11 protein-coding genes are annotated in these 13,045 nt (G+C 69.8%); 10 read left to right on the plus strand and 1 reads right to left on the minus strand.

Annotated features, from left to right (window positions below; genetic code table 11):
* The 6 genes from ABZ848_RS04645 to ABZ848_RS04670 all read left to right on the plus strand — a co-directional run bounded on the left by ABZ848_RS04645 (position 1) and on the right by ABZ848_RS04670 (position 7,737).
* The gene (locus tag ABZ848_RS04645; RefSeq protein ID WP_360825215.1) at positions 1–972 is read left to right on the plus strand and encodes a sugar ABC transporter permease; all 972 of its coding nucleotides are present in this window, start codon (positions 1–3) and stop codon (positions 970–972) included.
* Positions 969–1,805 carry a carbohydrate ABC transporter permease gene (locus tag ABZ848_RS04650; RefSeq protein ID WP_360825218.1) on the plus strand — a complete coding sequence of 279 codons (837 nt, stop codon included), beginning with the start codon at positions 969–971 and terminating at the stop codon, positions 1,803–1,805. The genes ABZ848_RS04645 and ABZ848_RS04650 overlap by 4 nt, the downstream gene beginning before the upstream one ends.
* 147 nt (positions 1,806–1,952) lie before the next feature.
* Positions 1,953–4,013, plus strand: coding sequence for a discoidin domain-containing protein (locus ABZ848_RS04655; protein ID WP_360825221.1), 2,061 nt, complete (start codon positions 1,953–1,955; stop codon positions 4,011–4,013).
* Positions 4,014–4,035: 22 nt separating this feature from the next.
* A complete protein-coding gene (locus tag ABZ848_RS04660) occupies positions 4,036–4,635 on the plus strand; it encodes a TetR/AcrR family transcriptional regulator (RefSeq protein WP_360825224.1) in 600 nt (199 codons plus the stop codon).
* A gap of 105 nt (positions 4,636–4,740) precedes the next feature.
* Positions 4,741–5,949, plus strand: a complete 1,209-nt coding sequence (locus ABZ848_RS04665) for a hypothetical protein (RefSeq protein WP_360825227.1) — start codon at positions 4,741–4,743, stop codon at positions 5,947–5,949.
* A gap of 111 nt (positions 5,950–6,060) precedes the next feature.
* Positions 6,061–7,737 (plus strand): cellulase family glycosylhydrolase, encoded by a 1,677-nt coding sequence (locus tag ABZ848_RS04670; RefSeq protein ID WP_360825230.1) that lies wholly within the window; start codon positions 6,061–6,063, stop codon positions 7,735–7,737.
* A 37-nt stretch (positions 7,738–7,774) separates the two neighbouring features.
* Here ABZ848_RS04670 and ABZ848_RS04675 read toward each other — a convergent pair whose 3' ends face one another.
* Positions 7,775–8,965, minus strand: coding sequence for a sugar diacid recognition domain-containing protein (locus ABZ848_RS04675; protein ID WP_360825233.1), 1,191 nt, complete (start codon positions 8,963–8,965; stop codon positions 7,775–7,777).
* 197 nt (positions 8,966–9,162) lie between these two features.
* Between ABZ848_RS04675 and ABZ848_RS04680 the strand changes: the two genes are divergently transcribed.
* The 4 genes from ABZ848_RS04680 to ABZ848_RS04695 are packed head-to-tail and all read left to right on the plus strand — an operon-like array spanning position 9,163 to position 12,928.
* Positions 9,163–10,095, plus strand: coding sequence for a transporter substrate-binding domain-containing protein (locus ABZ848_RS04680; RefSeq protein ID WP_360825236.1), 933 nt, complete (start codon positions 9,163–9,165; stop codon positions 10,093–10,095).
* A gap of 9 nt (positions 10,096–10,104) precedes the next feature.
* Positions 10,105–10,860: an amino acid ABC transporter permease gene (locus ABZ848_RS04685; protein WP_360825239.1), complete on the plus strand. Its 756-nt coding sequence runs from the start codon at positions 10,105–10,107 to the stop codon at positions 10,858–10,860.
* Positions 10,857–11,651 carry an amino acid ABC transporter ATP-binding protein gene (locus ABZ848_RS04690; RefSeq protein WP_360825242.1) on the plus strand — a complete coding sequence of 265 codons (795 nt, stop codon included), beginning with the start codon at positions 10,857–10,859 and terminating at the stop codon, positions 11,649–11,651. The genes ABZ848_RS04685 and ABZ848_RS04690 overlap by 4 nt, the downstream gene beginning before the upstream one ends.
* Positions 11,648–12,928 (plus strand): FAD-dependent oxidoreductase, encoded by a 1,281-nt coding sequence (locus ABZ848_RS04695; RefSeq protein WP_360825244.1) that lies wholly within the window; start codon positions 11,648–11,650, stop codon positions 12,926–12,928. The genes ABZ848_RS04690 and ABZ848_RS04695 overlap by 4 nt, the downstream gene beginning before the upstream one ends.
* Positions 12,929–13,045 lie beyond the last annotated feature (117 nt).

Here is a 13,045-nt window from a genome sequence, read left to right on the forward strand (position 1 = left end):
ATGTCCGTCACCTCCACACCGACGAAGGCGACGAGGACACGGGCACCCGGTGGGCCCCGCAAGGCCCAAGGGGGCGTCCGCAAGCGGGAGTTCACCACCCGCCGGGGCCTGACCGTGGCCGCCTACCTGGCCCCGGCCGTGGTCTTCGTGGCCGTCTTCACCTACTACCCGATGGTCGCGGGCGGTCAGATGGCCTTCCGCAACTGGAAGCTGACCGATCTGACCGACACCTCGTGGGTCGGCCTGAAGAACTTCCGCGATGTCTTCGCCGACCCCGCCTGGGGCACCGTGCTGGCCAACACCGCGGTCTGGGTGGTCGGTTCGATCGTGCCCCAGCTGGTGATCGGCTTCGCGCTCGCGCTGTGGCTGCGCCGCCGCTTCCCGTTCCGCGGTCTCTACCAGGCGCTGGTCTTCTTCCCCTGGGCGATCTCCGGATTCCTGATCGGCATCCTCTTCCGCTGGCTGTTCAACAGCGAGTTCGGCGTCGTCAACGACCTGCTGCAGAAGGCCGGGCTGATCGACGAGCCGGTCGCCTGGCTCGCCGACCCCCACAAGGCGATGGCCGCGGTGCTGGTCGCCAACATCTGGTACGGCGTGACCTTCTTCGCGATCATGATCCTGGCCGCCCTCCAGTCGATCCCCGACGAGCTGTACGAGGCGGCGGCCCTGGACGGCGCCGGAAAGACGCGCACGCTCTTCCAGATCACCATCCCCTACATCCGCACCACGCTGGCCCTCACCGTGCTCCTGCGCGTGATCTGGATCTTCAACTTCCCGGACCTGATCTTCGGCATGACCGGCGGCGGGCCCGACAACGAGACGCACATCGTGACCACGTGGATGATCCGGATCACCCAGCAGGGCGACTACGGCAGGGCCTCCGCGCTCGGCCTCCTCGTGGTGGCCGCGCTGCTGGTGTTCGCCGTGTTCTTCCTCATGGCGACCCGTGAGAAGAAGGGAACCGCCGCATGATCGGCAAGGAGACCGCGGCGGGCCGGACCGCCAGGTTCACGTTCCTGGGCCTGTGGCTGGTGTTCACCGTCTTCCCGCTCTACTGGATCACCATCACCTCGCTCAAGGCCCCCGGCGACATCTTCCGCTTCCCGATCGCCTACTGGCCCGAACACTTCTCCCTGGAGAACTACAGCGGCCTGTTCGGTACGGCCGACTTCGGGACCTATCTCACCAACAGCCTCCTCGTCGCGACCGTCGCCGGCGCGGTGGCCACCGCGATCTCGATGCTCTCGGCCTACGTCCTGGCCCGCTTCGAGTTCCGCACCAAGTCCGCCCTGCTGATGGCCGCCCTGGTCACGCAGATGATCCCGTCCTTCATCGCGCTGGGCCCGCTGTACCTGCTCATGACCGACCTCAGGCTGGTCGACAACCGCCTCGGCCTGATCCTCGTCTACATCGCCGTCTGCATCCCGTTCTGCACGGTGATGCTGCGCGGCTTCTTCGAGAACATCCCCGACGCGCTGGAGGAGGCCGCGATGATCGACGGCCTGTCCCGGTTCGGGGCGCTGTTCCGGGTGCTGCTCCCGGTGATGCGGCCGGGCATCGTGGCCGCGTTCATCTTCAACTTCGTCAACTGCTGGAACGAGCTGTTCCTCTCGGTGACGCTGATGAACAGCGACAGCAACAAGACCGTCCCCACGGCGCTGAACGGCTTCATCTCCAGCTTCAACATCGACTGGGGTTCGATGTCCGCGGCGGCGGTCCTGACCATCCTCCCGACGATGCTGCTGTTCGCCTTCGCCAGCCGCCACATCGTCCAGGGCCTCACCTCCGGGGCGGTGAAGGGCTGACGATTCCGGCGGCGTTATCAGGTCAAGCGTCCCGGACCCTTGACTCGGAAGGCACCTGCCCCGATCCTCGTCGCATATCTTGCGCAGGTCATGACAACCTCATGGGTTGGTCAACCGCGCGATCCCCCCGACCGAGGGACGTGGGCAGTGACGCAGACCCGACGCTCGTACCGCAGACGAAAGAACGTCACCGTGGTGTCGCTGCTCCTCCTGGTGCTGGCCGTGGTCCTCGGCCCCACGCCGAGTTCGGCGGCCGGCACCGACTGGTGGAACCCGACTGCCCGACCCACCCCGGACGTCCAGGTCAACGTCACGGGTGAGCCCTTCACGGGCACCAACTCCGCAGGTGAAGTACGCGGGTTCGTCGACGCGCACAACCACCTGTTCTCCAACGAGGCCTTCGGCGGGCGGCTGATCTGCGGCAAGGTGTTCTCCGAGGCCGGCGTCGCCGACGCGCTCAAGGACTGTCCCGAGCACTACCCCGACGGCACGCTCGCGATCTTCGACTACATCACCCACGGCGGCGACGGCAAGCACGACCCGGTGGGCTGGCCCACCTTCAAGGACTGGCCGGCGTACGACTCGATGACCCATCAGGCCAACTACTACGCCTGGGTCGAGCGCGCCTGGCGCGGCGGCCAGCGCGTGCTGGTCAACGACCTCGTCACCAACGGCGTGATCTGCTCGGTCTACCCCTTCAAGGACCGCAGCTGCGACGAGATGACCTCGATCCGGCTGCAGGCCAGGATGACGTACGCACTCCAGGACTACATCGACAAGATGTACGGCGGCACCGGCAAGGGCTGGTTCCGGATCGTCACCGACAGCGCGCAGGCCCGTGAGGTCGTCAAGCAGGGCAAGCTCGCGGTCATCCTCGGTGTCGAGACCTCCGAGCCCTTCGGCTGCAAGCAGATCCTCGACATCCCGCAGTGCAGCAAGGCCGACATCGACAAGGGGCTGGACGAGCTCTACTCGCTCGGCGTGCGCTCGATGTTCCTGTGCCACAAGTTCGACAACGCGCTGTGCGGCGTCCGCTTCGACTCGGGCGGCCTCGGAACGGCCATCAACGTCGGGCAGTTCCTGTCCACCGGCACCTTCTGGCAGACCGAGAAGTGCACGGGCCCGCAGCACGACAACCCCATCGGCAACGCCACCTCCGAGGCGGAGGACGACCTGCCGGCGGGCGTGGACGTCCCCTCGTACGACTCGGACGCGCAGTGCAACAAGCGCGGGCTCACCGAACTCGGCGAGTACGCCGTGCACGCCATGGAGAAGCGCAAGATGATGCTGGAGATCGACCACATGAGCGTCAAGGCCGTCGGCCAGGCGCTGGACATCTTCGAGGCCGACTCCTACCCCGGCGTGCTCTCCTCGCACAGCTGGATGGACCTGAACTGGACCGAGCGGGTCTACTCCCTCGGCGGCTTCGTCGCCCAGTACATGCACGGCTCCGAGGGCTTCGTCGCGGAGGCCGCCCGCACCAAGGCACTGCGCGACAAGTACGGCGTCGGCTACGGCTTCGGCACCGACTTCAACGGCATCGGCGACCACCCCGCCCCGCGCGGCGCGGACGCGGCGAACAAGGTGACGTACCCCTTCAAGAGCGTCGACGGCGGCTCCGTCATCGACAAGCAGACCAGTGGTGAGCGCACCTTCGACTTCAACACCGACGGCGCCGCGATGGTCGGCATGATCCCGGACTGGATCGAGGACATCCGCAAGGTCGGCGGCCAGGACGTGGTCGACGACCTCTTCCGGGGGGCCGAGTCCTATCTCGACACGTGGGGTGCGACGGAGCAGCACCAGGCCTCGGTGAATCTCGCGGGCGGGCGGGCGGCGACGGCCAGTTCGTCGGAGTCGAACCCCTTCACCAGCTACCAGCCGGGCCGTGCCGTCGACGGTGACGGCTCCACCCGCTGGGCCAGCGACTGGAGCGACGACCAGTGGTGGCAGGTCGACCTCGGCTCCACCAACCGGGTCTCGCGGGTGACGCTGGACTGGGAGCGGGCGTACGGGAAGTCGTATCAGATCGAGCTGTCCACCGACGGCTCCACCTGGCAGACCGTCTGGTCCACCACCTCCGGCGACGGCGGCCTGGACACGGCCAAGTTCACCGGCACACCGGCCCGTTACGTTCGCGTACACGGCCTCGACCGCGGCACGGACTGGGGATACTCGCTCTACGAAGTGGGCGTCCACAGCGCCTGACGCACCCGACCCGAGGACACACATGGCACGCATGCCGTCGGCCGAGCGGCGCAGACAGCTGACGGAGGCGGCGATCAGGGCGATGGCCCGGGACGGCGTCGCGAAGACGACGACCCGGTCCATCGCCGCCGAGGCCGGCGTGTCCCTGAGCGTCTTCCACTACTGCTTCGACTCCAAGCAGGCCCTCGTCGAGTCCGTGATCACCACCCTCACCGACCACTCGGTGACGGTGGTGAAGGAGGCCCTGAAGCCCAGGGACACGCTGGTGGACACCGTGCGGGCCGGGTTCCAGGCGTACTGGGACCACGTCCGCGCCCACCCCGACGAGCACATGCTCACCTACGAACTGACCCAGTACGCCCTGCGCGAGCCGGGCTTCGAGCATCTGGCCCGCCGGCAGTACGAGCTGTACATCGACGCCTACGCCGAACTCATCGAGGAGTTGCGCACCGGCATGCAGCTCCAACTCCAGGTCCCGGTCACGGTGCTGGCCCGCTACCTGGCCGCCATGACCGACGGTCTGACCCTCAACTACCTCGTCCTGGGCGACGAGTCGGCCTGGACCGACATCCTCGACACGGTGACCGCCCACATCGCGGGCCTGGTGCACGACGGGGCGTAGCCCAGTGCGGGGGCGGGCCGCGGGCCGGACCGCGCCCACCTGTAGGTTGGCGGTGATCCGCGCGGCACTCGGACGGTGCCCGCACCGGCTGGGAGAAAGGGCCACATGGCACGCGTCGCCGTCATCACCGCGCCGAACATCGGATACCGCAACACCGGGATGCTGACGGTGGACCTGGCGTTCGAGTCCCTGCGCAGGCGCATGGGCGGCGGGATCGACGCGAGCTGGTACACCCTGCACCTGCCGGAGACGGCCGAGCTGCGGGAGGGCGCGAAGGGCACCGACTTCCCGTTCCGCTTCCGCTCCCTGTCCGACCACCTCGACGAGCTGCGCGAACACGACGCCGTCGTCTTCTGGGGCGACTTCCTGCACGCACGGCACTACATGGAGCAGGACGCGACGAACCGCCTGCTCGACTTCGGCTTCGCCGAGAACCGCGACATCGCCCGGGACCAGCTGCACCGCACCCTGCTGCTCTCCGACCAGCCCGACGAACTCCTCTCCCGGACCCTCAGCTACGGCGGCACGATCCTCCACAACACGCAGTCCGACCTGGAGGACAAGGAGTACGGCCCGCTGTTCACGCGCCTGATGACCCGCAGCCACCGGGTCTGGATGCGGGAGCCGCTCTCCGCCGCCAAGATCGCGCACCTGCGCGGGGACCGCACGACGGAGTACTTCGGCTCGGACGCGGCGCTGCTGTCCCGCCCCGGCGACCTCGACCACCTGCCGACCACGCAATGGTCCCGGCAGCTCCCGGACGGCGGCGCGATCGGCGTGTTCCTCGGCGCCCGCGGCACCATCCCCGACTGGCTGCCCGGCCTCTGCCGCAAGGTCTCCGACCGCTTCGGGGCCCCGCTGGAGTGGCTGCCCTGGTTCGACCGGGACATCCCCGCGCAGGCCGGCGCCATCGAGGCCCGCCCCGGCACGCCCACTGTCGGCGACCTGCTCGGCGTCCTCCCGCGCTACCGCCTCGTCATCACGGACACCTACCACCTGGCCGTCAACGCCTGGGGCACCGGCACCCCGGTCCTGTGCGTCGGCGCCCCCGAGCCGGTCCCGACCACCCACGACGACTACCTCACGCTGAGCCAGGTGAAGAAGCACGTCTTCCATCTCGCCTACGACGCGGCCGACTTCTACCTGACCACCGCCCCCGACACCCCGGAAGGCCACGAGCGCCGCCTCGACCGGCTCGTGCGGCTCGTGGAGGGCGGGGGAGCGGACGCCGTCGCCGCCCGGATCCGTGAGCACGCCGACCATTCGGCGACCGCCTTCACCGGAGCACTGGCCTCGCTGCTCGGCCTCTCCTGACTCCTGCCCCGAGCGCCCCAAGCCCAGAGCCTTGACGTGTACTCGACGAGGTGGCTTCATGGGAGCGCTCCCATCCCCTGAACTTCTTGGCACTCACTCCTTGGAGCCGCAGTGAGAACAACAAGAAGCACGACACGTAGTACGACACGAAAGCGCTCGTTACCCGGGCTGCTGACCGTCCTCGCGACCCTGCTCGGGCTCGTCCTCACCGGCGCGGCCTTCCCCGTCTCCGCCCAGGCCCGGCCGTCCGGCGTCCTCGCCACCGGACTGCACATCAGCGGCGGCCGGCTGCTGGAGGGCAACGGCAACGACTTCGTGATGCGGGGCGTCAACGCCGCCCACACCTGGTACCCCGGCCGCACCAAGCAGTCGCTGGCCGACATCAAGGCACTCGGCGCCAACACGGTCCGGGTCGTCCTCGCCGACGGCCACCGCTGGAGCGCGAACAGCGCGGCGGACGTGGCCGACGTGATCGCCCAGTGCAAGGCCAACCGGCTCATCTGCGTACTGGAGGTCCACGACACCACCGGCTACGGCGAGGACAGCGCGGCCGGCACGCTCGACGAGGCCGCCGACTACTGGATCGGCCTCAAGGACGTCCTCGCCGGCCAGGAGAACTACATCGCCATCAACATCGGCAACGAGCCCTGGGGCAACACGAATCCGGCCGGCTGGACCGACCCCACCATCGCCGCCGTGAAGAAGCTGCGCGACGCCGGCCTGGAGCACCTGCTCATGGTGGACGCGCCCAACTGGGGCCAGGACTGGCAGGGCGTGATGCGCGCCAACGCCAAGTCGGTCTACGCGGCCGACCCCACCGGCAACCTGATCTTCTCGATCCACATGTACAGCGTCTTCGACACCGCGGCCGAGATCACCGACTATCTCAACGCGTTCGTCGACGCCAAACTGCCCATCCTCATCGGCGAGTTCGGCGGCCCAGCCGACCAGTACGGCGACCCGGACGAGGGCACCATGATGGCCACGGCCCAGCAGCTGAAGCTCGGCTACCTGGCCTGGTCCTGGAGCGGCAACACCGACCCGATCCTCGACCTCGCGATCAACTTCGATCCCACGCAACTCAGTTCATGGGGCCAACGGGCCTTCAACGGCGCGAACGGCATCGCGCAGACCGCCAAGGAGGCCACGGTGTACGCCGGTTCGGGCTCCGGCGACACCCAAGCCCCGTCGGCGCCCGGCGCCCCCAGCGCCTCGTCCGTGACGGCCACCTCCGCCACCCTCACCTGGACCGCCGCGACCGACAACGTCGGCGTCACCGGTTACGACGTGGTGCGCATCGCGGACGGCGCCGAGACCCGGGTCGCCACGGCCACCGGCAACTCCGCGACGGTGACGGGACTCACCGCCGAGACGACGTACACCTTCGCCGTCTACGCCCGTGACGCGGCGGGCAACCGCTCGGCCCGCTCGGTCACCGTGAACGTCACGACGAGCAAGGCCCCGGCCCTGTCCTGCTCGGTGGGCTACCGCGTGGTGGGGGAGTGGCCGGGCGGTTTCCAGGGCGAGTTGACGATCGGGAACGGCGGCACCGCCGCGATCAACGGGTGGACGCTGGGCTTCTCCTTCACCGACGGGCAGAGCATCACCAACATGTGGGGCGGTACGGCGGCGCAGGACGGTGGGACCGTGAAGGTCACCCCCGCCTCCTACACGACGACCATCCCGGCTGCCGGTGCGGTGACCGTCGGGTTCATCGCGAGCAAGGGGGCGAGCAATACGGCTCCGACCGCGTTCACCCTCAACGGGAGTGCGTGCAAGGCGAGTTGACCCGACCGGCCGGCGGGGGAGCGTCCACCTCCGCCGGTCATCCCTCCTCGCCGCCCCCGGCCAGCTGGTCCGCGAGGCAGGCCAGATACAGGGCCATGGTCGTCCGGTGATCCCGCAGCGGGCGGCCGGTGATCTGCTCGATCTTGTTCATGCGGTAGACGACCGTGTTGCGGTGGATGTGCAGGGCCGTGGAGGCGCGCACCAGGTTGAAGCCGCTCTCGCACCAGGCGGTGATCGTGTCGCGGAGCGCCGGCCAGTCCGGCTGGGCGCGCAGTTTCGCCGCGGTCAGCTCCAGCAGCCTGGTGCGGGCCGGTTGACCGACCGCCGCCAGGAGCTGGTGGACCCGCAGATCGGTGATGACGTGGACGCCGGAGCCGCCCGACAGGCGGGCGCCAAGCCGGAGCGCGTCGCGGGCGTCCTGGTAGGAGTCGTGCAGACCGCCGACTGAGGAGGCGGGCTCGCCGATGCCCGCGCGGGCGGTCAGGCCGTCCTGGGCGGCGATGACGTCGGTGACCCGGCGGCAGCGGTCGGCCAGCGGGGTCGCCGGATGCTCGGCGGGCAGGCGGTGCAGGACGCCGATCCAGCCGGGGGCCGTGGTGGCGACGATGTCCTGCGGGTCGGCGAAGACCTCTCGGACCGTGCGCAGCAGCTCCGAGCGGACCAGCGCCATGTCCTGCGTGGGAGCGCGGTGCCGGCGGTCGCCACGCGGGGGCACGGTCACCTCGATGGCCACCGCGACCCGGGGCAGCCGCAGGTCGAAGCCGAGCTCGGCGGCCCGGAACCGCAGGAACTCGCCCTCGACGACCTGGGGATCGTACGAGGCGATATCGGTGAGGAGGGTCTCCGCCGCCCGCTCGGCGAGCAGCCGGGAGCGCAGCATCACGGACTCGCGCAGCAGGATCTCCGTCTGGCGCTTGACCAGCAGCCCGAAGCGGCGCACCTGCGCGGGTGTCCCGGTGATGCCGACCGTGCCCACCGCGCGCCCGCCGGTGACGAGGGGGAGCGTGCAGCCCGGCCGTACGCCCTGCAGCTGCTGGGCCTGGGCGGCGGTGTGGGTGGCGGGTTCCTGGGTGCGCACGACCTCCACGGACGCCTCGTGGAAGGAGCCGACCCGGCTGGTGTCACCGCTGCCGATGACCATGCCCTCCGCGTCGGTGATCAACACGTTGAAGCCGATCACCGCGGAGGTGTCCGCGGCGATCTCCTGCGCGAGTGAGGGGCTCAGCACGGGCTTTCCTCCCGCCGGGGGGTGGGCCGGTCTGGGCGCACCGTACAGCGGAGGGGGCTTTTTCGGCCACAACTTCGTACCAAGTGACCGATGACGGGTGCCCCGGCGATCTCTAGCGTATGGCCCCAACCACAACCCCGCCGCACAGCGCGGTGAACGGCGGGTCTCTTCAGCGCCAAGACGGAAGGCCCGAGCCGATGATCCGTGCGCGTTCGCTCATCTCCCCTCTGCTCACCCTGCTGTTGCTCTCGACGGTGGCCGCCTGCGGCTCCGGCGACGACGACGCCCCGAAGAACGTGTCGGCGAAGACGGCGGCCCTGGGCACTCTCACGCCCGGCGTCATCAAGGTCGCCGTCGAGCCGTACGCCCCGTACACCAGCATCAAGGGCGGCAAGATCGTCGGCCTGGACGGCGACATCCTCAACTACATCGCCAAGAAGCTCGGCCTCCAGGTCAAGCCGCAGGTCACGGACTTCGCCGGCATGCTGGCCGGCGTCCAGTCCCGGCGCGTGGACATCACCATCGGCGGCGTCGCCTGGTCCGCCGACCGGCAGAAGCAGGGCCTGTTCACCGACCCGCCCTACTACTCGCCGCCCGCGATGGCCGTGCGCAGCGGCAAGACGTACAAGACGGTCGACGACCTCAAGGGCCTGGACCTCGGCACCGTCGAGGGCTATGTCTGGGTCAAGTCCATCCAGTCCGTCCCCGGCGCCAAGCTGCACGCCTACCCGGACGCCAACGGCGTCTTCGACGACCTCGGCGCCGGCCGCGTGGACGTCGGCTTCCTCGACCCGCTCATCATCATCGCGGCGCAGAAGCAGCGCCCCGACCTGAAGATCGAGACGGAGTACCTGACGCCGCCGACCGCCGCCGAGGTCAAGGCGAAGCCCGCCTACGCCTACTTCCAGCCGTACCAGACCGGCTTCTACCTGCCCAAGCAGGCCACCAAGCTGGAGAAGGCGATCTCCGCGCAGATCGACGCCATGTACACCAACGGCGAGATGGCGAAACTCGTCGAGAAGTACGGCGGCGACCCCGAGCAGTTCCTCAAGCCGGCCGCCGATGTCGCCACCGCCCGGCGCGGTGTGGACCGGCCCTCGGACTGGACGCCCCCGTCCATCGCCAAGTGAGGGGATGACATGTCCGGTCTCTTCCAGGTCCCCTGGTCCGACTACCGCTCCGACCTGCTCGACGCGCTCGGCCGCACGGTCTCCTACACCGTGGTCAGCTTCGTCGGCGCGGTCGCGCTCGGTCTGGCGGTGGCCCTGCTCCGGCTGAGCAGGGCATGGCCCGCGCGGGCCGTCGCCGCGGTCTACACCGAGGTGTTCAAGAACGTCCCGTTGCTGGCCATCATCTTCCTCACCTACTTCGGCCTGGCCTCCGCCGGCATCCGGCTCGACGTGTTCACCGCCGGATGCCTGAGCCTGATCGTCTTCTACGCCGCCTACCTGTCCGAGATCTTCCGCTCCGCGATCAGCGGTGTGCACGCCGGGCAGACGGAGGCGGGCGAGGCGCTGGGCCTGGGCCGGGTGGGCATCTTCGTCCATGTGATCCTGCCGCAGGCGGTACGGCAGGCGCTGCCCGGCACCAACACCATGCTGGTCGACCTGCTGAAGTCGACCTCGCTGCTGGTCACCGTCTCGGCGGCCGAGCTGATGTCGGAGGGGCGGCTCATCACCTCGGCGACCTTCCGGGCGCTGGAGGTGTACCTGGTCATCTCCGCCATCTACTTCGCCCTGTGTTATCCGCTCTCCCAGCTTCTGCTGCTGCTAGAGCGCAAGGTGCGGGCGGGCGTCCCGCTGTCGCCGTGGCGACGACGCCGCGTGCACACCGCCCGCGCGCTGCTCGCAGCCGACCTCGCTACAGGAATCGACCGGAAGGAGGCGGCCGTATGACCGAGCCCGTCACCACGGCGAAGACCGCCCCAACCAGCAACACCGAAGCGGTCGTTCGGATCGAGGGGCTGAGCAAGTCCTTCGACGGGCGCCTCGTGCTCGACGACGTCGGCCTGGAGGTCGGCCGCGGAAGCATCGTCAGCGTCATCGGACAGAGCGGCGGCGGCAAGACCACGCTGATGCGGTGCGTCAACCTGCTGGAACGGCCCGACCGGGGCACGGTGGAAGTGGCCGGGGAAGTGGTGCACAGCGGCGGGAAGACCGTCTGCCGCGACCTGCCACGGCTGCGCCGCACCGTCGGCATGGTCTTCCAGAAGTTCCATCTGTTCCCGCATCTGACAGCCGTGGAGAACATCGTCCTCGCCCAGCGCAAGGCGGGCGTCGGCGAACAGGAGGCGCTGGAGCGGGCCGTGGCCCTGCTGCGCCGGGTCGGCGTCGCCCACCGCGGGCTCGCCCAGCCCGAGCAGCTGTCCGGCGGGGAGCAGCAACGGGTCGCCATCGCACGGGCGTTGGCACTGCGGCCCGAGGTGCTGCTCTTCGACGAACCGACGTCCTCGCTCGACCCGGAGGCCACCCGCGAGGTGCTGAGCGTCATGCGCGAACTGGCCGCCGACGGCATGACCATGCTGCTGGTCACCCATGAACTGCCCTTCGCCCGCGAGGTGTCCGACCACGTCGTCTTCGTCGACGGCGGGCGGATCGTCGAGGAGGGCCGGCCGCAGGACGTCCTCGACCGTCCGGAGCAGGCCCGCACCCGGGAGTTCCTCGCCGCGTACGGGACCGCGTCATGAGCGCTGCGAGCGGCGACGGGCCCGTGGTGGTCGTGGGCGGTGGCGTGGTGGGACTGTGCACCGCGTACTACCTGGCCAGGGCCGGCCTCGCGGTCGAGGTCGTCGAGCGGCGCGGCCTCGGCTCCGGGGTGTCGCGGGGGAACGCGGGCTGGGTGTGCCTGAGTCACTCAACACCCGTTCCGGCACCGGGAGTTGTGCGATACGCCCTGCGCTCCCTGGGCCGCCCTGACTCACCCCTGTATCTGCGGCCGCTGCCCGACCCGGCGTTCGTCCGCTGGCTGTGGCGGTTCTGGCGCAGCAGCACCCCGGCCGCGTTCCGGCGCGGCTACGCGGCGATGGCCGAGCTGAACCGGGACACCTTCGATCTCTTCGACGGCCTGCGCGAGGCCGGCGTGGAGACCACCCTGACCCGGCCCGGCATGGTGCACGCCTTCCTGTCCCCGGCCCAGGCCCGCCACCACCTCGCCCTGCAACGGGAGATGGCCGACGGCCGCTACCCGATGCCCGAGGACATCGCCATCGGGGCGGAGGCCCGGCTGCTGGACGAAGCGCTGTCCCCCCAGGTGCAGGCGGCCTACCTGGTGGAGGGCGAGGGCGTGGTCGACCCGGAGGCCTTCGCGCGCGGGCTGGGCGAGGCGCTGGCCGCCGCGGGGGTGAAGGTCCACGAGAACACGGAGGCCCTCGGGTTCCGTACCTCCGGGGGCCGGGTGACCGCCCTGCGCACCGCCCAGGGCGAGATCCCCTGCACGACCGCCGTCATCGCGGCCGGCATGCGCTCGGGGGACCTGCTGCGGGGGCTCGGGCAGCCCCTCCCGCTCCAGGCCGGCAAGGGCTACAGCTTCTCCGTGGACCTGGACCCGGCCCCCCGGCACACCCTGTACTTCGGCGAGCGGAGGGCGGTCGCCTCACCCATCGGCGCCACCACCCGCATCGGCGGCACGATGGAGCTGAGCGGCAACAACAACCGCCTCGACTGGCGGCGCATCGTCGCCGTCGCGCTCGCCAGCCGGCACTACCTGGGCCGGTGGTTCGAGGACCCCGACGACCTCGTCGGCCAGATCCGCGACCCCTGGGTCGGCGGCCGGCCCTTCCTGCCCGACGGCCTCCCGCTCATCGACCAGGTCCCCGGTTACGGCAACGCCTTCGCCGCCACCGGCCACGGCATGCTCGGCGTGACACTGGGCCCGGTCACGGGCCACGAACTCACCGAGTACATCCGCACCGGGCGCCGCCCGCAGGCCCTGGAGCCGTTCCGCTTCGACCGGCTCCGGGGCTGACACCCGGTCGCGTTCCTCCTACAGCTGCACAGGGGTTGTCCTGACATTCCCCGGAAGCCTAGGGTCGCCTTCCAGGCGCAAGCGCTTTCTGGCCTGCGTCGGCATGCACGGAGACCA

The sequence above is a fragment of the Streptomyces sp. NPDC047081 genome (genome assembly GCF_040643775.1).
GTDB lineage: Bacteria > Actinomycetota > Actinomycetes > Streptomycetales > Streptomycetaceae > Streptomyces.

Coding starts and splice junctions, on each gene's coding strand:
- ABZ848_RS04695 (WP_360825244.1), top strand. CDS start 11,648: ATGAGCGCTGCGAGCGGCGACGGGCCCGTGGTGGTCGTGGGCGGTGGC.
- ABZ848_RS04665 (WP_360825227.1), top strand. CDS start 4,741: ATGGCACGCGTCGCCGTCATCACCGCGCCGAACATCGGATACCGCAAC.
- ABZ848_RS04645 (WP_360825215.1), top strand. CDS start 1: ATGTCCGTCACCTCCACACCGACGAAGGCGACGAGGACACGGGCACCC.
- ABZ848_RS04690 (WP_360825242.1), top strand. CDS start 10,857: ATGACCGAGCCCGTCACCACGGCGAAGACCGCCCCAACCAGCAACACC.
- ABZ848_RS04685 (WP_360825239.1), top strand. CDS start 10,105: ATGTCCGGTCTCTTCCAGGTCCCCTGGTCCGACTACCGCTCCGACCTG.
- ABZ848_RS04660 (WP_360825224.1), top strand. CDS start 4,036: ATGGCACGCATGCCGTCGGCCGAGCGGCGCAGACAGCTGACGGAGGCG.
- ABZ848_RS04650 (WP_360825218.1), top strand. CDS start 969: ATGATCGGCAAGGAGACCGCGGCGGGCCGGACCGCCAGGTTCACGTTC.
- ABZ848_RS04680 (WP_360825236.1), top strand. CDS start 9,163: ATGATCCGTGCGCGTTCGCTCATCTCCCCTCTGCTCACCCTGCTGTTG.